Origin of the sequence: Amycolatopsis sp. NPDC051071, from assembly GCF_040682875.1 — a bacterium.
Taxonomy (GTDB): domain Bacteria; phylum Actinomycetota; class Actinomycetes; order Mycobacteriales; family Pseudonocardiaceae; genus Amycolatopsis.
The window spans coordinates 1-17,651 of sequence record NZ_JBFBBY010000151.1; the positions used below are offsets into that span (position 1 = coordinate 1).

Annotated in this window: 15 protein-coding genes; 10 read left to right on the forward strand and 5 right to left on the reverse strand. The window is 67.6% G+C overall.

The genetic code is table 11. From position 1 onward, the window contains the following. Positions 1-175 precede the first annotated feature (175 nt). Entirely contained in the window at positions 176-715 is a 540-nt protein-coding gene (locus AB0M65_RS32935; RefSeq protein ID WP_364036537.1) for a YbhB/YbcL family Raf kinase inhibitor-like protein, read from the reverse strand. A gap of 161 nt (positions 716-876) precedes the next feature. Between AB0M65_RS32935 and AB0M65_RS32940 the strand changes: the two genes are divergently transcribed. From AB0M65_RS32940 to AB0M65_RS32970, 7 genes are all read left to right on the forward strand, one after another. After that, positions 877-1,644, forward strand: a complete 768-nt coding sequence (locus AB0M65_RS32940) for a DUF4097 family beta strand repeat-containing protein (protein WP_364036540.1) — start codon at positions 877-879, stop codon at positions 1,642-1,644. A 28-nt stretch (positions 1,645-1,672) separates the two neighbouring features. Then, positions 1,673-2,344: a DUF4097 family beta strand repeat-containing protein gene (locus tag AB0M65_RS32945; protein ID WP_364036543.1), complete on the forward strand. Its 672-nt coding sequence runs from the start codon at positions 1,673-1,675 to the stop codon at positions 2,342-2,344. Continuing rightward, complete coding sequence (locus tag AB0M65_RS32950) at positions 2,341-3,759, forward strand: alpha/beta hydrolase (protein WP_364036546.1); 1,419 nt, start codon at positions 2,341-2,343, stop codon at positions 3,757-3,759. Before AB0M65_RS32945 ends, AB0M65_RS32950 begins: the two co-directional genes overlap by 4 nt. A gap of 164 nt (positions 3,760-3,923) precedes the next feature. Next, complete coding sequence (gene dnaK, locus AB0M65_RS32955) at positions 3,924-5,807, forward strand: molecular chaperone DnaK (RefSeq protein WP_364036549.1); 1,884 nt, start codon at positions 3,924-3,926, stop codon at positions 5,805-5,807. After that, complete coding sequence (gene grpE / locus AB0M65_RS32960) at positions 5,804-6,559, forward strand: nucleotide exchange factor GrpE (RefSeq protein ID WP_364036552.1); 756 nt, start codon at positions 5,804-5,806, stop codon at positions 6,557-6,559. The genes dnaK and grpE overlap by 4 nt, the downstream gene beginning before the upstream one ends. Before the next feature lie 33 nt (positions 6,560-6,592). Next, positions 6,593-7,768 (forward strand): molecular chaperone DnaJ, encoded by a 1,176-nt coding sequence (gene dnaJ, locus AB0M65_RS32965; protein WP_364036555.1) that lies wholly within the window; start codon positions 6,593-6,595, stop codon positions 7,766-7,768. Positions 7,769-7,773: 5 nt separating this feature from the next. Then, positions 7,774-8,208, forward strand: a complete 435-nt coding sequence (locus tag AB0M65_RS32970; protein WP_364036575.1) for a helix-turn-helix transcriptional regulator — start codon at positions 7,774-7,776, stop codon at positions 8,206-8,208. Between the two features lie 152 nt (positions 8,209-8,360). Here the strand turns inward: AB0M65_RS32970 and AB0M65_RS32975 are convergent, their stop codons facing one another. The 4 genes from AB0M65_RS32975 to AB0M65_RS32990 all read right to left on the reverse strand — a co-directional run bounded on the left by AB0M65_RS32975 (position 8,361) and on the right by AB0M65_RS32990 (position 12,845). Then, positions 8,361-8,966, reverse strand: coding sequence for a DUF305 domain-containing protein (locus AB0M65_RS32975; protein ID WP_364036558.1), 606 nt, complete (start codon positions 8,964-8,966; stop codon positions 8,361-8,363). A 160-nt stretch (positions 8,967-9,126) separates the two neighbouring features. Next, positions 9,127-9,885 (reverse strand): lytic polysaccharide monooxygenase, encoded by a 759-nt coding sequence (locus AB0M65_RS32980; protein WP_364036561.1) that lies wholly within the window; start codon positions 9,883-9,885, stop codon positions 9,127-9,129. Positions 9,886-10,042: 157 nt separating this feature from the next. After that, positions 10,043-11,143, reverse strand: coding sequence for an FAD-binding oxidoreductase (locus AB0M65_RS32985; protein ID WP_364036578.1), 1,101 nt, complete (start codon positions 11,141-11,143; stop codon positions 10,043-10,045). A gap of 526 nt (positions 11,144-11,669) precedes the next feature. Continuing rightward, positions 11,670-12,845, reverse strand: a complete 1,176-nt coding sequence (locus AB0M65_RS32990; RefSeq protein ID WP_364036564.1) for a globin domain-containing protein — start codon at positions 12,843-12,845, stop codon at positions 11,670-11,672. 341 nt (positions 12,846-13,186) lie between these two features. Here AB0M65_RS32990 and AB0M65_RS32995 point away from each other — a divergent pair, with 341 nt between their 5' ends. The 3 genes from AB0M65_RS32995 (at position 13,187) to clpB (ending at position 17,595) form a co-directional block, all read left to right on the forward strand. Next, positions 13,187-13,651 carry a MarR family winged helix-turn-helix transcriptional regulator gene (locus AB0M65_RS32995; protein WP_364036566.1) on the forward strand — a complete coding sequence of 155 codons (465 nt, stop codon included), beginning with the start codon at positions 13,187-13,189 and terminating at the stop codon, positions 13,649-13,651. 75 nt (positions 13,652-13,726) lie between these two features. Then, a complete protein-coding gene (locus AB0M65_RS33000; RefSeq protein WP_364036569.1) occupies positions 13,727-14,911 on the forward strand; it encodes an MFS transporter in 1,185 nt (394 codons plus the stop codon). Between the two features lie 86 nt (positions 14,912-14,997). After that, positions 14,998-17,595 (forward strand): ATP-dependent chaperone ClpB, encoded by a 2,598-nt coding sequence (gene clpB / locus AB0M65_RS33005; RefSeq protein ID WP_364036572.1) that lies wholly within the window; start codon positions 14,998-15,000, stop codon positions 17,593-17,595. Positions 17,596-17,651: the final 56 nt, after the last annotated feature.

Sequence of the window (17,651 nt, forward strand, 5' to 3'; positions counted from 1 at the left end):
AAAAACATTTTCCCCCAACCCCCCGTTCTCCCTACCCCCGGCGCCCCTTCGGTTTTTCTGGGGGCCCCCAATAATAAAAAAATCGTCCTATGGGGCACCCCTCATGACACGCTCTGACCCCAGAGCCGGTGCCGGAGCCTCAGCCAAAGCCGGAGCCGACCCCGGTGCCGAAGCCTCAGCCCTTGTTCTCGTGCAGGGTCGTAAGTTTCGCCCGGCCGATGGCGTGGCTGAAGAGATTGAAACCGAGCAGAGCGGGCGTCGCGTCTTCGCCGATTTCGAGCTTCTCGACGTCGACAGCGTGCACCGTGAAGATGTACCGGTGCGGCCCGTGCCCGGGCGGCGGGGCGGCCCCGAGGAACTGCCTGACGCCGCCGTCACCCTTCAGCGTGATGGCGCCCGCGGGAAGGCCGGTGCCGTCGGCGTCGCCCGCGTTCGCCGCAAGCGCGCTCACCGAGGCGGGGATGTCGAAGACGGCCCAGTGCCAGAAGCCGCTCGCGGTCGGGGCGTCCGGGTCGAAACAGGTCACGGCGAAACTCTTGGTCCCGTCGGGGAAGCCGTCCCACGACAGCTGCGGGGACCGGTCCTCGCCGCCCGCGCCGAAGATCCCGGACAGCTGGGGCGTCGGCAGGAAGCCGCCTTCCTCGATGTCGATACTGCTCAACGTGAAGACAGGCAGATCGGGCAGCAAGTCGTACGGATCGGGTGCCTGCGGCATGCGTCCTCCTGATCTTGGAACAGCTGACGAAGCCAGGTTAGGACCCCGAGAACCCCGGCGTGGGATCAGGGACGAATCCGGGGGATACCCCTATGTCCATCCCATCGCGGGCCCCTTAGCGTCGAGACAGACGAAAACCTGCTCTGGAGGGACTCAAGACCATGGCGCGCCCACTCCTCGCTATCGGCGGCATCGCCCTGATCGGCGTCGGTGTCCTCACCGGCCTCGGCTGGTGGTGGCCTTCCGACGCGGAGGCGAACTCCGAGCTGACCCAGTCGATCAAGAGCGTCCGCGTCGATAACAACGACGGCGCCGTCAAGATCCGCGTGGCCGACGGCCCGGTGAAGGTCCACCAGGAGTTCTCGTACCGCTGGAGCAAGCCGGGTGACGCCTTTCGCGTGGACGGCGACACCCTGGTGCTCGCCGGCTGCGGGAACAACTGCGAGGTCGACTACGACGTCGTCGTCCCGGCGGGGGTACCGGTCACGGGCAGGGTCGATTCGGGTGCGGTCGAGATCGCCGGGATGTCCACTGTGGACGTCACGGTCGACTCCGGCCGGGTCGACGTGCGTGACGTCCCGGGCACGGTGAAGGTCAAGGCCGATTCGGGCCGTGTCGAGCTGGTGAACATCGGCCAGGACGTCACCGTCGACGCGGGTTCCGGCGCCATCAAGGGGGAACGGCTCGGCGGCAACGTGAACGTGCACGCCGACAGCGGCCGCATCGAGCTCGAACTGCTCAAGGCGGCCAACGTCACGGCGAAGAGCGACAGCGGCTCCATCGAGGTCACCGTGCCGAGGGGCGATTACAACGTCAGCGGCAGCACCGACAGCGGACGGCGCGACATCGAAGTGAACCAGTCCGGCTCGGCACAGTACAAGCTCGATCTCAGCACAGACAGCGGAAGCGTCAAGGTCAACGCGGCCTGACGGATTTTATCGGGGGAAACACTTTCTCATGGGGAACAAAGAGAAGCGCGTCCTCGGCGCGCTCGCACTCGGCGCGCTGACGGCCTTCGGGATCGTCGGCTGCGCAAGCGAAAGCCGCGAGACGCTCAGCGATGGCACGCCCATCACCGAGCAGATCACCGCGATCCGGGTCGACGTCCCGGTCGGCGCTGTCACCCTCCGGGTCGAAGACGGCGCACCGGTCTCGCTGCGCCGCGAAGTCACCTATACCGGCCGCGATCCCGGCAAGACGCACAGCGTCGAGAACGGCACGCTGGTCCTCGGCGGTTGCAGTCAGTGCGGGGTGGACTACGACGTCGTTGTCCCGCGTGAGCTGGCGATCTCCGGCGGCATCGGCACCGGCAAGATCACGCTCACCCGCGCGGCCTCGGTCGACCTGCGCGGGGACGTCGGCGATCTCAAGGTGCTGAGCTCCTCCGGTCCGGTGAAGCTGCGCACCGGCAGCGGTGACATCGAGGTCGGCCTCGCCAAACCCGGCGTGGTCACCGCGAACGCCGAGGTCGGCAAGATCACCGTCACCGTCCCGGACGGCGCGTACCAGCTCCGTGCGAAGTCGGAGGTCGGCGGCGTCGAGACCGAGGGCGTGCGCCAAGACCAGGCTTCGCCGAACGTCCTGGACCTCAAGGCCGGCACTGGCAAGGTCACGGTGAAGCCCGCATGAAAACGAAGACACTCGCCGCGGTCACCGCGCTGACCCTGCTGCCGCTTTCCGCGCTGCCTGCCTCCGCCGCGCCGGGGATCGACTGGAAACCGTGCGCGACCGATTACGCGCCGACGCTGGAATGTGCGGACCTCCGGGTAAGCGGCACGATCACCATCGCGCTGGCGAAACTGCCTGCCACCGATCCCGCGCGCCGCGTCGGTTCGCTGCTGACGAACCCGGGCGGTCCCGGCGGCTCCGGGGTCACCGTGCTCAAGTACGGCGGCCAGGGCATGGCGCTGGACAAACCGGAAATGACCGAAGTGCGGCAGCGGTTCGACGTCATCGGGTTCGACCCGCGCGGCGTCGGCGCCAGCAGGCCGGCGGTGACCTGCGGGCCGACACTGCACGACCCGGCGATCGGCAACTTCCCGCAGAGCCGTGCGGAGTACGAGCGATTCGTCGCGCACAACCGCGCCTCCGGCGAGGAGTGTCTCAAGAGGACAGGGCCTGAACTGCCCCATGTGGACACTTGGAGCGCGGCGGACGACATCGAGTCGATCCGGGTCGCCCTTGGCGAGCCGAAGATCAACTGGCTCGGCGTCTCCTACGGTACCGAACTCGGCGCGGCGTACGCGGAGAAGTATCCGAAGCGCGTCCGCACGATGGTGCTCGATGGCGCCATCGACCATTCACTGCCGACGCGGCGGGCGATCCTCGACGAGGCCATCGCGACCGAAGGCGCGCTCAAGGACTTCGCCGAGTGGTGCCCGACGTCGGACGAGTGCGCGCTTCGCGGCAAGGACGTCCTCGCGACGTACGACGCGCTCATGGCCACTCCGGGCGGCGTCCCGTCGAAGGAACTCGGGCGGAACGTGACCGCCGAAGAACTGGCGACCGGCGTCTACGGCTGGCTCATCCTGCCGATGTTCTGGCCGGAGCTGAGCAAGGGGATCGCCGCCGCGACGGCGGGGAAACCGGACGCCTACGGACTGCTGCCCTACGCCCAGCTGGACCCGTCCTACGGCGCCTACCGGTCGATCGGCTGCCACGACTTCGGCCCGGCTTTCACCTCTTACACCGACATGAGGGTGATGCAGGGGCTGGTGAAGACCGTCGCCCCGCACAGCTGGCGGTACTCGGAGTTCTGGGACATCACGAGCGGGTGCGCGGGCTGGCCCGTCGCACCGGCCTATCCGCCGCGGCCGCAGAAGGTGCGGGGCGCGGCGCCGATCCTGGTGGTCGGCGGCGAGCACGACCCGGCGACGCCGCTGGTGTGGGCGAAGGGGCTCGCGCGGAACATCGAGAACTCGGCGTTGCTGGTCAACGCCGGCTACGGGCACACCGGGCTGCTCAACTCGGCCTGCGTGCGCACCGAAGAGGTGAAATACCTGGTGAGCGGAGTCACACCCGGTCCGGGCAAGGTCTGCCGGTAGTCCGGGAACAAGAACCCCAGGTCGCTCGTTGACCCGGATACAAGGTTGAGTGCAGGCGACTCAAGTCCGCTTGACGGAAGCCGCACCACCCCGATAGAACTTGCGTGGCGTCCACTCAAGGTGGACGTGAACGTGCAGGTCACGAACAGTAGGAGGATTACACCATGGCGCGAGCGGTCGGCATCGACCTCGGCACGACCAACTCGGTCGTAGCCGTCCTTGAGGGCGGCGAGCCGACGGTCATCGCCAACTCCGAAGGTTCCCGCACCACCCCGTCCGTCGTCGCCTTCGCCAAGAACGGCGAAGTGCTGACCGGGCAGCCCGCGAAGAACCAGGCCGTGACGAACGTCGACCGCACCATCCGGTCGGTCAAGCGGCATATCGGTACGGACTGGAAGACCGAGATCGACGGCAAGTCCTACACCTCGCAGGAGATCAGCGCCCGCGTGCTGATGAAGCTGAAGCGTGACGCGGAGGCGTACCTCGGCGAGACCATCACCGACGCGGTCATCACCGTCCCCGCCTACTTCGAGGACGCGCAGCGGCAGGCCACCAAGGAGGCCGGGCAGATCGCCGGCCTGAACGTGCTCCGCATCGTCAACGAGCCCACCGCGGCCGCGCTGGCGTACGGCCTCGACAAGGGCGAGAAGGAACAGACCATCCTGGTCTTCGACCTCGGTGGCGGCACGTTCGACGTCTCGCTGCTGGAGATCGGCGAGGGCGTCGTCGAGGTCCGCGCGACCTCCGGTGACAACCACCTCGGTGGCGACGACTGGGACGAGCGCATCGTCACCTGGCTGGTCGACAAGTTCAAGGCCTCCAACGGCATCGACCTCACCAAGGACAAGATGGCGCTCCAGCGCATCCGTGAGGCCGCCGAGAAGGCGAAGATCGAGCTGTCCAGCTCGAACTCCGCGGGGATCAACCTGCCTTACATCACCGTGGACTCGGACAAGAACCCGCTGTTCCTCGACGAGCAGCTTTCCCGCGCCGAGTTCCAGAAGATCACTTCGGATCTGCTCGAGCGCACCCGCAAGCCGTTCAACAACGTCATCCGTGACGCGGGTGTCGCGGTCGGCGACATCGACCACGTCGTGCTCGTCGGTGGTTCCACCCGGATGCCCGCCGTGTCGGACCTGGTCAAGGAGCTGACCGGCGGCCGCGAGCCGAACAAGGGGGTCAACCCGGACGAGGTCGTCGCCGTCGGCGCCGCACTGCAGGCCGGTGTGCTCAAGGGTGAGGTCAAGGACGTCCTGCTGCTCGACGTGACCCCGCTTTCGCTGGGCATCGAGACCAAGGGCGGCGTCTTCACCAAGCTCATCGAGCGCAACACCACGATCCCGACCAAGCGTTCGGAGATCTTCTCCACCGCGGACGACAACCAGCCGTCGGTGCAGATCCAGGTCTTCCAGGGTGAGCGCGAGATCGCCGCGCACAACAAGAAGCTCGGCATGTTCGAGCTGACCGGCCTGCCGCCCGCCCCCCGTGGCGTGCCGCAGATCGAGGTCACCTTCGACATCGACGCCAACGGCATCGTGCACGTCCTCGCGAAGGACCTCGGCACGAACAAGGAGCAGTCGATGACGATCACCGGTGGCTCCGCGCTGCCGAAGGACGACATCGAGCGCATGGTCAAGGACGCCGAAGCGCACGCCGAAGAGGACAAGCAGCGTCGCGAGGAAGCGGAGACACGCAACCAGGCGGAGACCCTCGTCTACCAGACGGAGAAGTTCGTCAAGGACAACGAGGACAAGCTGCCCGAGGAGCTCAAGGGCAAGGTGAAGTCGGCGATCGACGAGGCCAACGAGGCACTCAAGGGCACCGACTCGGCGAAGATCCGCGAGTCCATCGAGAAGCTGAACACCGCTTCGCAGGAGCTGGGCACCGCGCTCTACGCCAACGCGGCAGGCAACGCCGCCGATGAGGCAGGCGCCGAGGGTGCTGCCGGGACCGCCGGTGCGGGTACCGGTTCGCAGGCCAAGGACGACGACGTCGTCGACGCCGAGATCGTCGAAGAAGACGAGAAGGACAAGAAGGACAAGAAGTGACCGAACGCTACGACGAAACCGAGGGCCGGGGCCCGGAGGATCCGGTGGTCGTGCGGGACCGTCAGCGGATCGATCCGCTGACCGGTGAACTCCGTCCGGCCGCCCCGGCGGCCGAAACCCCGGACGGTCCGAAGCACGCCGCCTCCGTCGAAGAGCCGGTACCCGTTCCGGCCGAGGCACCCGCGACCCACGCGGGCCCCAGCCTCGGGGAGACCATTGTGGACGATTCGGTGTCGGTGGCCTCCGGTCTGGAGAAGGAGCTGGCGGAACGCACCGCCGACCTCCAGCGCCTCCAGGCGGAGTACGCCAACTACCGAAAGCGCGTGGACCGCGACCGCGAGCAGGTCGTCGCCGGTGCGAAGGCGTCGGTCGTCAGTGACCTGCTCCCGCTGCTCGACGACCTCGAGCGCGCGGAGCAGCACGGCGATCTGACGGGTGCCTTCAAGGCGGTCGGCGAAAAGCTGGTCGGCAGCTTGCAGCGGTCGGGTCTCGAACCGTTCGGCACCGAGGGCGAGCCTTTCGACCCGAGTGTGCACGAGGCCGTCCAGCACAGCACGTCGCCGGACGTCGCGGGCCCGACGGTCACCACGGTCATGCGCCGTGGTTACCGCTTCGGCGAGCGCGTGCTTCGTGCGGCGCTGGTCGGGGTCACCGACCACGAGCCGGGTGGTTCCCCGGCTGAACCAATCGACCAGCCGGTGGGCGGCGAACTGCCGCTCGACGGCGAGCTTTTCGATGAGAACAACCGCTGATCGGCGAAACGGCGTGAAAGGAGGAGACGTTCGGTGAGTGCTCGGGAATGGATCGGTAAGGACTTCTACCGTGAGCTGGGCGTCTCCTCCGACGCCACCCCGGACGAGATCAAGAAGGCCTATCGCAAGCTGGCCAAGGAGAACCACCCCGACGCCAACGCGGGTAACGCGGAGGCGGAGAAGAAGTTCAAGGCGGTTTCCGAGGCCTACGGCGTGCTTTCCGATACGTCCAAGCGCAAGGAGTACGACGAGGCACGCCGTCTCTTCGGCTCCGGCGGTCCTGGTGGCTTCGGCTTCCCTGGCGGCGGCGCCGGTGGTGGCGGATTCGACGTCGGCGACATCTTCGGCCAGGCGGGCGGGCAGCAGCAGGCCGGTTTCGGCGGGCTCGGCGACATTCTCGGCGGCCTGTTCGGACGTCGCGGCGCCGCCGGTGCCACGGCGAACCGGCCGCAACGCGGCGCGGACGTGGAGACCGACGTCCGGATCGACTTCACCGAGGCGGTCAAGGGCGCGACCCTGCCGCTGCGGCTGTCGAGCCCGGCGACCTGTTCCACCTGCGGTGGCAACGGCGCGAAGCCGGGGACGTCCCCGAGGACGTGTTCGACCTGTCAGGGCAGCGGGCTGGTCAGCCGGAGCCAGGGCGCGTTCGCCTTCTCCGAGCCGTGCCGCGATTGCCGCGGCCGCGGCACGATCATCGACGACCCCTGCCCGGAATGCGCGGGCGAGGGCGTCAGCACCCGAACCCGCACCCTGACCGTGCGGATCCCGCCGGGCGTCGCCGACGACCAGCGGATCCGGCTGGCTGGCCAGGGTGAACCGGGACGAGGCGGCGCGCAGCCGGGTGACCTGTACGTCCGCGTGCACGTCGCACCGCATCCGGTGTTCGGGCGGCAGAGTCTCGATCTGACGATCACCGTGCCGGTGTCCTTCGCGGAACTGGCCCTCGGCGGCACGATCACCGTGCCGACGCTGGAGGGCAAGGTTTCGCTGAAGGTGCCGCAGGGCACGGCGAGTGGTCGCGTGCTTCGTGTACGCGGCAAGGGAATCGCGAAGCGGGACGGTGCACAGGGCGATCTGCTGGTCACCTTGCAGGCCGCGATTCCGGCCAAACTGGACGACAAGGCCCGTGAGGCACTGGAGTCCTATGCGGAGGCCATGGCCGACCACGACCCGCGACCGGAGATCACCGAACTTCTCGAAGGCAGGTGAGCACGATGTTCGGCGGGCTGCCGCACGGTGCGGACGAGGACACCCCGGTGTTCGTCATTTCGGTGGCGGCGCAGCTCTCCGGCCTGCACGCGCAGACCCTGCGGTCGTACGACCGGCAGGGTCTCGTGTCGCCGGGCCGGACCTCCGGTGGTGGCCGTCGTTACTCGATGCGGGACATCGCGTTGCTGCGCGAAGTGCAGCGACTGTCCCAATCCGACGGTGTCAACCTCGCCGGCATCAAGCGGATCATCGAACTGGAGAACCAGGTCGACGCGCTCCGTGCGCGGATCGTGGAGCTGACCGAAGAGCTCTCGGCCGCGTACCTCACCGCCGAACAGACGGCCGCGGCCGTGCACGCCTCCTACCGCAAGGACCTCGTCCCGCTGCGGCAGCAGACGGCGCTCGTGGTCTGGAAGCCCAAGGGACCCAAGCGCCGCTGACCTCGTAAATGTCATAAGGGGTCCCCATCGGACGAAAATTGTCCGATGGGGACCCCTTATGACATGCCGCGGGAGTTGCCGACCGGGGACCAGCGCCCGGCTTGCTGCCGGGACCAGCGCCCGGCTTGCCCGGCCGGGGACCAGCGCCCGGCTTACTGGCCGGGGACCAGTGCCCGGATCTGCTGGACCTCGCCGGTGCGCGAATCCATGATCCGCTGGGCGAGAGCCTTCGCCTCGGGGTTCTTACCGTCCTTCAGCTCGGCCCTCGCCAAGGCCACCCCGTTGTGCTGGTGCGCGACGAAGATGTCGGCGAAGTCGAGGGTGAAGTCCTTGCCATCCTTTTTGGACAGTGCTTCGAGCAGGCCCTTGTCCGTCAGCGCGTCGCCACCGTGATGGTGGTGTGCGTTCGGATCCATCGACCCGGTCTCGGGTTTGCCCCAGGTCTTCAGCCAGTTCCGCATGTCGGTGGACTCGGTCTGCTGCGTCGCCTCGATGGCCGCCGCGAGATCCTTGAGCTGCTGTTGCTGCGCTTGTTTGGCGGGCACCAGCTTGACGATTTCCGCGCCCTGGACGTTGTGGGCGAGCATCATCTGCAGGAACATCACGTCGGCGTCGTTGTACTCGGCGGACGCCGGGGCGCCCGTCGCCGACTGGGGGACCGGGGAGATCGGGGCGCCGGCGGTGCTGGGTGAGCCGTCACCGGTCCCGCAGCCCGCGAGGGCCACGAGACCGGCGACGAGAATCAGACCGATTTTCACTGGCGGTCCCTTCGTTGCGTCGCCGGTGCGGCGGGTCGTGAGTGGCAAGCCGGGTAAGGCGAAAGTGGCGTGGTGGCCGGGTTGGTCGTGAGTGGCGATTCGTGTTCTGACCCTCATTGCCACTCACGACCCCCTGGACGACTTACCACTCACGAGTCCCTTACTGCCGAGTCCAGAGAGCAGGCGTGTTCGGCGGCTCCCACCCTTGGATCGCCGTATGGGCCAGCTGGCACCGGTAGCTCGCGCCGCCGTAGGTGACCGTGCTGCCGACCGAGTACGCCGTCCCGGCCGCCCAGGTGCCGCCGGTGGGCGGGTTGCTGGTGCTGGTCGGGGGATTCTGCGTCGTCGACGAAGGCGGGTTGCTGGTGCTCGGCGGGTTGCTCGTGGTCGGCGGGTTACCGCCGCCGATCTGCAGGTCGATGCAGCTGTAGAAGGCCATCGGCGTATCCGCGATGTTCCAAATGGCGAGCACCTTCTGGCGGCCGCTGAAGCCGCTCAGGTTCACCGTGTGCGAAGTCGGGTCCTTCGGCGCGGAGTTGTTCCCGCTGATGTCGGCGACCTTGGTGCCGCCGATGTAGTACTCGTAGTTCGTGGTCCGGTGGTAGGCGGTGAACTTCCAGTTGAAGGTCACGCTGCTGCCGACCGAGGCGGCGGGCCACGACTTCGATTCGTCGTTGAGCTGCGCGAATCCCGGAACTCCGCCGTTGCAGCTGCGGAGCCCCTTGGGACCCTCGACGCTCTGGGGTTCGTAGACGATGCTGCCGCAGCCCGAGACCTTGCCCTGGGCGCAGTTCGCCTGACGGCTTGGCGGGGACAGCACGTAGCCGTGTGCGCTGGCCACCTGCGGGATGGCCACGATGGCGATCGGGGCGAGGATCGCACCGGCGGCGGCTGCCACGAGTTTGCGTTTGACGGTCATGCCGGCTCCTGGGTGGAACGACGGTGTTCCCGCGAGGGGGAGCAATGTGGTCTAGACCATAAATCCGCCGATGACCGGGGTCAATGATTCACTGACCTACTACTGCGAAGAGCCCAGGTGTAGCAGCCGATCGGCCTAATACGAAGGAAGGCCGGGATCAGTCCAGAGTGAAGGGGTCGTACTTGATCCGTGCCAGGTCCGTGCCCGCGGCGAGCAGTTTCGCGATCGTCGCGCGGATCATCGACGGCGACCCGGCGACGTAGACGTCGCGGTCCTTCCAGCCGCCGCGCTGCGTGACCGCGGTGGCCAGCGTGCCGCGATCCCCGCCGGCGATGGTGCCTTCCTCGGTCACCGGGGTGACCGTCAGCCAAGGGCAGGTGACGGTCAGCCCGCGGAGGTCGTCGAGGGCGTAGAGGTCTTCCGGCTTGCGGCCACCGAAGAACAAGTGCACCGGCGGATTGTGCTTCCAGCGCGACATGTCGTCGAGCAGTGCCAGCAGCGGGGCGATCCCGGTACCGCCGCCGACCATCAGCAGCGGACGGCTTTCCGTGTGGTGCACCGAAAGCGCGCCGAGTGACGGGCCGAGGCGCCAGACGTCACCGACCTTCGCGTGATGGACGACCGCCCGCGAGACCCAGCCGCCAGGCACGGCGTGCACGTGGAACTCCATCGTCCCGTCGTCGTGCGGCGCGGTCGCCGGCGAGAAATACCGCCACATCCGGGGCCGCTGCGGGACTTCGACGCTGACATAGCCGCCTGCCCGGTACGGCAGCGGCTGATCGGTCCGTACCTTGATGACGGCGACGTCGCGGGAGGCGCGGCGGTGTTCGACCACGGTCGCCTTCCACCACGCGGGCCCGATCTCCTTGCCCGCGGCTTCGCGCATGCACTTCGAAATGACGCCGTACGCGGTGACCCAGGCGTCCTCCACCTCGGGTGTCCAGTCGTCCTTCAAGAACCTCTTCAGCGCGGCGATCAGTGCGACGCCGACCGCGTCGTAATGGCGGCCGAGCACGTCGAACTTGCGGTGATCCCGGCCGAGCCGGCCGAGAAAGGTGGTCAGCTCGTCGGGCCGGTCCACCATCTGCACGACGTAGACAAGGGCACGCAGTAAACGATTTCGTTGCGTGGCCATGTTGATCGGGAACAACGCCCTGGCGTCCGGTGCGACGGAGAAGAGGACCCCGTAGAAGTACTGGGACAGTTCCTCGGCTTTCGTCTCTACAGCGGCGAAACTCTCCCTGATGAGGTTGGCGATCTGGGTGGTCTTGTCCGCTTCCGGCGCTTCGACCAGCGGTGGCACGGGAACCAGGCCGGTGGTGGGAGTTCGCGGCGGTGAAGATCTCGACGAACTCGGTGGATGCTCGTATTTCACTGTTTCGGCTGTCATCGCTGAACTTTTTTCTCCAGTTGGATCGGGCATATTCTCCAGACCCGATGTCATCGTGCTCGTGTTCCCCCGAAGGTTCTCGACTGTATGCCCGATGTTCGGAAAAGGACCCTTGAATGAATGTTTCCCGCTCGAACGGAGCAAACGATATACGCGCCGTAAACCCCGGCTGGCGCTCGGTACAGGTGATCATGCGGGACGAGTTTTCCGTGCCTCACCAGTGTTTTTCGACAGCCGTCGCCGAAACGTGATCCGCCGATCGGGTGGCTTTTTTCGGGTGATTACGCGGCGCTGTAACAGTGCGCCGCCCGTTGTGGATCTCCATTGTGGATTCGCATTCACTGACGCGTTCACCACGTAGCGGTGATCTTCGGACGAGCGAAGGAAAGGCCTGTCAGTCGATGGTGAAGGGGTCGTACGCGATCTGGTCCAGCGCACTGCCGGCGACCAGCATCCGGGACACCGTCGCCCGGATCATCGTGGGCGAACCGGAGACGAGTATCCGGTGGCCGGGCCAGGATCCGTGCCGGGTAACGGCTTCCGCGAGGGTGCCCTGCTCGCAGCCGGGTGCTTCGTCACCACGTTCGATCACCGGGGTGACGGTGAGCCACGGGTTGGTCGCCGCGAGGGCACGCAATTCGTCGAGGTCGTAAAGGTCCTCACGCGACGGTCCACCGTAGAACAGCCAGACCTTCGGGTTTTCGCCCCACTGCGCGAGATCGTCCAGGATGGCGCGCAACGGCGCGACGCCGGTGCCGCCCGCGATCATCAGCACGTCGCGGCCAGAGGTCCGGTCGACCGAAAGCCTGCCGAGCGGCGGGCCGAGCCGCCAGACGTCGCCGGGCTGCGTATGGCTCACGATGGCCCGCGAGACCCAGCCGCCGTCGACCGCGCGTACGTGGAACTCGATGCCGCCGTCCTCGCGTGGCGCGTTCGCCGGGGACAGATAACGCCACAGGCGCGGCCGCTGCGGGACTTCGACGCTCATGTACTGACCCGGCTGGTACGGCACGGCGAATTCGGGCTGGACCCGGACCAGGGCGAGGTCCCAGGTGAGCCGCCGGTGCTCCAGCACGGTCGCCGACCACGACGCCGGGTTGACGTCGGCCGCGGCTGCCTCCTGCATCGCGCGGGCGACGATGGTGAACGCCTCCGCCCATGCCCGTTCGACGTCCGGTGTCCAGTCCGGGCCGAGATGGTTTTTGAGTGAGGCGAGCAGTGCCGTCCCGACGGCTTCGTAATGCCGGGGGATGACCCCGAACTTGCGGTGGTCGCGGCCGAGCTGGGTCAGGAACGGCACGAGATCGTCCGGCCGGTCGACCATCTGCACGATATGCACCAGCGCGCGCACCAGCCTGCCCCGCTGGACCTCCATGTTGATGGGGAAGAAGTCGCGGGTGGCAGGGGCGAGGGTGAACAGCATCCCGTAGAAGAACTGGGAGATCTCGGGGATGAACGGTTCCGACTTCGCCCAGGTGTCACGGATGAGCCGCACCATGGCGGTGACCGCTGGTGGGGCTTCCCGTGGAGTTGAAGACCGGGGAACCGGGCTTACCGCGTCGGCTGTCATGCGCTGGGATTCACTGATCGGGAGAGGGATACCGGAAGGGAGTTCCGATTGTTCACGAACGACGGGCCGGGCGAGACGGCTTTTCTGACACTGGGGCCACTTGGTGGACCACTGGAGAAGAATTCACGGATCATTCACCTCTCCGGTCAGCGGCTTACGGCCGGACGGCTGATTCCGGCTCGTCCGCGAGACTAGCCGCCGAGAGACCTTTTGCCTGCATCGTTGCTCCGGACGGGTGTACTCGAGTCCAGGTGGCAGTGGGCGATCTCACGAGGTAAATAGTTGCCTTACGCAAGTGTCGCCGAATAAAGTTGTATCGTGCAAGTAGCTAGGAGGCACCGATGAGCTCCGCCGACGACGCCAGGGTCGACCTGATGCGTGAGTTGAAGGCCGCCTCCCAGCTTCAGCACGCCTGGATCATGCAGGCCTGGCAGGACGATCCCGGGCTGCATCCGGCCGCCGCGATGCTGCTGTCCGACCTGGCGAAGCACGGTGAAGCCAGGCCTTCCGAACTGGCCAAACGGCGCTTTGTGGACCTTTCGGTCGTGAGCCGCCAGATCTCCCAGTTGTCCGCGGCCGGAATGGTCGACCGCCGTCCCGCGCCGGAGGACGGCCGCGCGTCGATCATCAGCCTCTCCGAGCGAGGGCGCGAGGAACTGGCCCGCAGGCGCGCGGGTTATCTGAAGTTCATGGAACGCGCGCTCGGTGACTGGGACGACGAAAAGGTCCTCGAATTGACCACGCGCCTGGCCGAGATGAACGCCGACGTCCGTGCCGTCCTGTCGGCGCAGACGTGCGACGTTTGACGTCGGCCGTTCCTACCCGTGGGTCTTGACTGAACGGACCTTTCCTGGCGCTGTGGCGCCGGTAGCGTAAATGCGGTGCGTAGTCGGGTCGCGTTGCTGGTCGCTTTCGGAATCGACAACTTCGGCTCGGGACTCTTTCTCCCGCTGGGACTCGTCTTCGTCATCCGGGTGGTGAGTCTTCCCCTCGCCCAGGCGGGAACCGCGGTCACTCTCGGTGCCTTCGCCGGGCTCCTCGTCCCCGCGCTCGCCGGGCGGCTCGTCGACTTGTTCGGCGCCCGCACGGTGATGATCTGCTCGCATCTCCTGCAGGCCGCCGGGGTGGGTGCGTATCTGCTGGCCGGCGGGTTCACCGGGGTCGTCGGCGCTTCGGTGATGCTCGCGGCCGGACAGCAGCTGTTCTACAGTTCGCAGTTCTCGCTCATCGCAGACGTCGCGGGCGAAGGGCCGAAGGATCGCCCCTTCGCCGAAGCCGCGATGGTCCGCTCCGCCGGCTTCGGGCTCGGCGGCCTCGCGGCGGCCGGGCTGCTGGTGTGGATCGGGCCGGACGGCCTCTACGTCGCCGTCATGGCCGACATGTTCACCTTTATGGTCGCCGCGGCCATCCTCGCGACGATGGTCCCGCCGGTTCAAGGGCATCCGCGGCGGCTCTCGGGGCCCGCGCGGGTCTGGCGGAACCGTCCCTACCTCGCGCTGATCGTGTTCAGTGGCCTCTTCGCGCTCACGATGGACTTCTTCCTCATCGGGATGCCGGTCTACGTCTTCAACTCCCTGCTCGGCCCGCGGTGGCTGCCTGGCGCGATCATCGCGCTGCTCACCGTCGTCACCAGTCTGGGTGGTGTCGTCGCGTTGCGGCTCACCCGGAAGCTGACCCGGATCGCCGCCATGCGGACCGGCTCCGCGTTGTTCGCGGTGTGGTGCCTGGCGTGCCTCGCGGTGGTGTTGGTGCCCCGCGTCCTGCAACCGGTCTACCTGCTCGGCGCCACTCTCGTGCTGGCCGCCGGCGATCTCGCGTTCGGCCCGCGGTCCGGGGCGCTGGCCGAAGCCGCGGCTCCGCCGGAGGCGCGGGGACGGTATCTGGCGGCCTTCCAATACGCGTTCACGCTCGCCGCGGTGATCGCTCCGGCCGTCGTCGCGTTGTTCTCCGTGGCAGTCTGGATCCCGTGGGTGCTCGTCGCCGCGTGCGCCTGCGCCGCCGTCGTCGGCCTCGGCCGGGTGGGCCCGCGCCTGCCCTCGGAGGCCGTCTCGCCGGGCGGAGGCTGAGAAATTCAGAGTTGAGCGGAACAGACTCAACTTTCCTGACGTTGTACCTGTCGACAGGCTTGAGAACAGCTAGTACGAGGTGAGGGATGGACGCTTTCAACCCGACCACGAAGACCCAGCAGGCGATTTCGTCGGCGGCACAGGCGGCCACCATGGCGGGAAACCCGCATGTGGCGGCCGCGCATTTGCTCGGCGCCCTGCTGGCGCAGGGTGAAGGGCTGACCGCGCCGCTGTTGACCGCGGTCGGGGCCGACCCCGCGCAGGTGCACAAGGAGCTGGAGCCGCTGATCGCGGCGTTGCCGTCGGCGACCGGCGCCACCGTTTCGAGTCCACAGTTCGACGCGCACGCGGTCAAGGCGCTGACGCACGCGCAGAAGCTCGCGACCGAACTCGGCGACGAGTACGTCTCGACGGAGCACCTTCTCGTCGGCCTCGCCACCGAAGGCGGCCCGGTGGCCGACCTGCTCAAACGGCACGGCGCCACCCCCGACGCGTTGCGTGAGGCGTTCGCCAAGGTCCGCGGTTCCGCGCGGATCACCAGCGCGGATCCGGAGAGCACGTTCAAGGCGCTGGAGAAGTACGGCGTCGACCTGACCGAGCGTGCCCGCGCCGGCGAACTCGACCCGGTGATCGGCCGCGACACCGAGATCCGCCGCGTGGTGCAGGTGCTGTCGCGGCGTACCAAGAACAACCCGGTGCTGATCGGCGAGCCCGGTGTCGGCAAGACGGCCATCGTCGAGGGGCTCGCGCAGCGCATCATCGCCGGTGACGTGCCGGAATCGCTGCGTGGCAAGCGGGTCGTGGCGCTGGACCTCGGTTCGATGGTCGCGGGTGCCAAGTTCCGCGGTGAGTTCGAGGAGCGGCTGAAGGCCGTGCTCAAGGAGATCACCGACTCCGCGGGCGAGGTCGTCACCTTCATCGACGAGCTGCACACCATCGTCGGCGCGGGTGCGACCGGCGAGGGCGCGATGGACGCGGGCAACATGATCAAGCCGATGCTCGCCCGAGGTGAGCTGCGGATGGTCGGCGCGACCACACTCGACGAGTACCGCCGGCACATCGAGAAGGACGCCGCGCTGGAGCGGCGCTTCCAGCAGGTGCTGGTCGGCGAACCGTCCACAGAGGACACCATTGGTATCCTGCGCGGGCTCAAGGAGCGGTACGAGGTGCACCACGGCGTGCGCATCACCGACGCCGCGCTGGTCGCCGCCGCGACGCTGTCCGACCGCTACATCACCGCCCGGTTCCTGCCGGACAAGGCGATCGACCTGGTCGACGAGGCCGCGTCGAAGCTCCGTATGGAGATCGACTCGCGGCCGGTCGAGATCGACGAGGTCGAGCGCGCCGTGCGGCGGATGGAAATCGAGGAGATGGCACTGTCCAAAGAGGACGATGCCGCCTCCAAGGACCGGCTCGCCGTGCTGCGTTCGGAACTGGCCGAGAAGCGGGAGACGCTGACGGCGCTGACCGCGCGCTGGCAGAACGAGAAGGGTTCGATCGAGCGCGTCCGCGACTTCAAGGGGCAGCTGGAGCAGCTGCGCGGCGAGTCCGAGCGCGCCGAACGCGACGGCGACCTCGGCAAGGCCGCCGAACTCCGCTACGGCCGGATTCCCGCGCTGGAGAAGGACTTCGAGGCCGCGATCGCGGCCAGCGAGGTCAGTCAGCAGAACGTCATGCTGAAGGAAGAGGTCGGCGCGGACGACGTCGCCGACGTGGTCAGCGCGTGGACCGGCATCCCGGCGGGACGGCTGCTGGAGGGCGAGACGGGCAAACTGCTCCGGATGGAGGACGAGCTCGGCAAGCGCGTTGTCGGGCAGAAGGAGGCCGTGCAGGTTGTCTCGGACGCGGTGCGCCGCACGCGGGCAGGCGTCGCGGACCCCGACCGGCCGACCGGCTCGTTCCTGTTCCTCGGCCCGACCGGTGTCGGCAAGACCGAGCTGGCGAAGGCGCTGGCGGAGTTCCTGTTCGACGACGAGCGCGCGATGCTGCGGATCGACATGAGCGAGTACGCCGAGAAACACTCGGTGGCGCGCCTGGTCGGGGCGCCGCCGGGCTACGTCGGCTACGACCAGGGCGGGCAGCTGACCGAGTCCGTGCGTCGTCGGCCGTACTCGGTGGTGCTGCTGGACGAGGTCGAGAAGGCGCACCCGGACGTGTTCGACGTGCTCCTGCAGGTGCTCGACGACGGACGGCTCACCGACGGCCAGGGCCGCACGGTGGACTTCCGCAACACGATCCTGGTGCTGACTTCGAACCTCGGTTCGCAGGCCATCGCCGACCCGGCACTCGACGAGCGGCAGCGCAACGACGCGGTGATGGCGGTGGTGCAGCGGCAGTTCAAACCGGAGTTCCTGAACCGGCTGGACGACATCGTGGTCTTCCACGCACTCGGCACCGACGAGCTGACGTCCATTGTGGACATCCAGATCGAACGACTCGCCTCGCGGCTCTCACGGCGTCGGCTGACGCTGGAGGTCACCGCCGGGGCACGCGAGTGGCTCGCGCTGAACGGCTTCGACCCGATCTACGGCGCGCGGCCGCTGCGGCGGCTCGTGCAGTCGGCGATCGGCGACAAGCTGGCGAAGCAGCTGCTGAGCGGTGAGGTCCGGGACGGCGACACCGTACGGGTCGACATCCCGGCCCAGGAGGCTTCGGAAGCCCTGACGGTCAGCCGGGTGGACTGAGCCAAGTACATGAAGGCCCCCTTCCTTGCGCCTAGGTACAGGAAGGGGGCCTTCAT

What these genes read in the sequence shown, in the direction of transcription:
- AB0M65_RS32935 (WP_364036537.1), bottom strand. Translation starts at nt 715, where the DNA reads ATGCCGCAGGCACCCGATCCGTACGACTTGCTGCCCGATCTGCCTGTC.
- AB0M65_RS32940 (WP_364036540.1), top strand. Translation starts at nt 877, where the DNA reads ATGGCGCGCCCACTCCTCGCTATCGGCGGCATCGCCCTGATCGGCGTC.
- AB0M65_RS32945 (WP_364036543.1), top strand. Translation starts at nt 1,673, where the DNA reads ATGGGGAACAAAGAGAAGCGCGTCCTCGGCGCGCTCGCACTCGGCGCG.
- AB0M65_RS32950 (WP_364036546.1), top strand. Translation starts at nt 2,341, where the DNA reads ATGAAAACGAAGACACTCGCCGCGGTCACCGCGCTGACCCTGCTGCCG.
- dnaK (WP_364036549.1), top strand. Translation starts at nt 3,924, where the DNA reads ATGGCGCGAGCGGTCGGCATCGACCTCGGCACGACCAACTCGGTCGTA.
- AB0M65_RS32970 (WP_364036575.1), top strand. Translation starts at nt 7,774, where the DNA reads ATGTTCGGCGGGCTGCCGCACGGTGCGGACGAGGACACCCCGGTGTTC.
- AB0M65_RS32980 (WP_364036561.1), bottom strand. Translation starts at nt 9,885, where the DNA reads ATGACCGTCAAACGCAAACTCGTGGCAGCCGCCGCCGGTGCGATCCTC.
- AB0M65_RS32990 (WP_364036564.1), bottom strand. Translation starts at nt 12,845, where the DNA reads ATGACAGCCGACGCGGTAAGCCCGGTTCCCCGGTCTTCAACTCCACGG.
- AB0M65_RS32995 (WP_364036566.1), top strand. Translation starts at nt 13,187, where the DNA reads ATGAGCTCCGCCGACGACGCCAGGGTCGACCTGATGCGTGAGTTGAAG.
- clpB (WP_364036572.1), top strand. Translation starts at nt 14,998, where the DNA reads ATGGACGCTTTCAACCCGACCACGAAGACCCAGCAGGCGATTTCGTCG.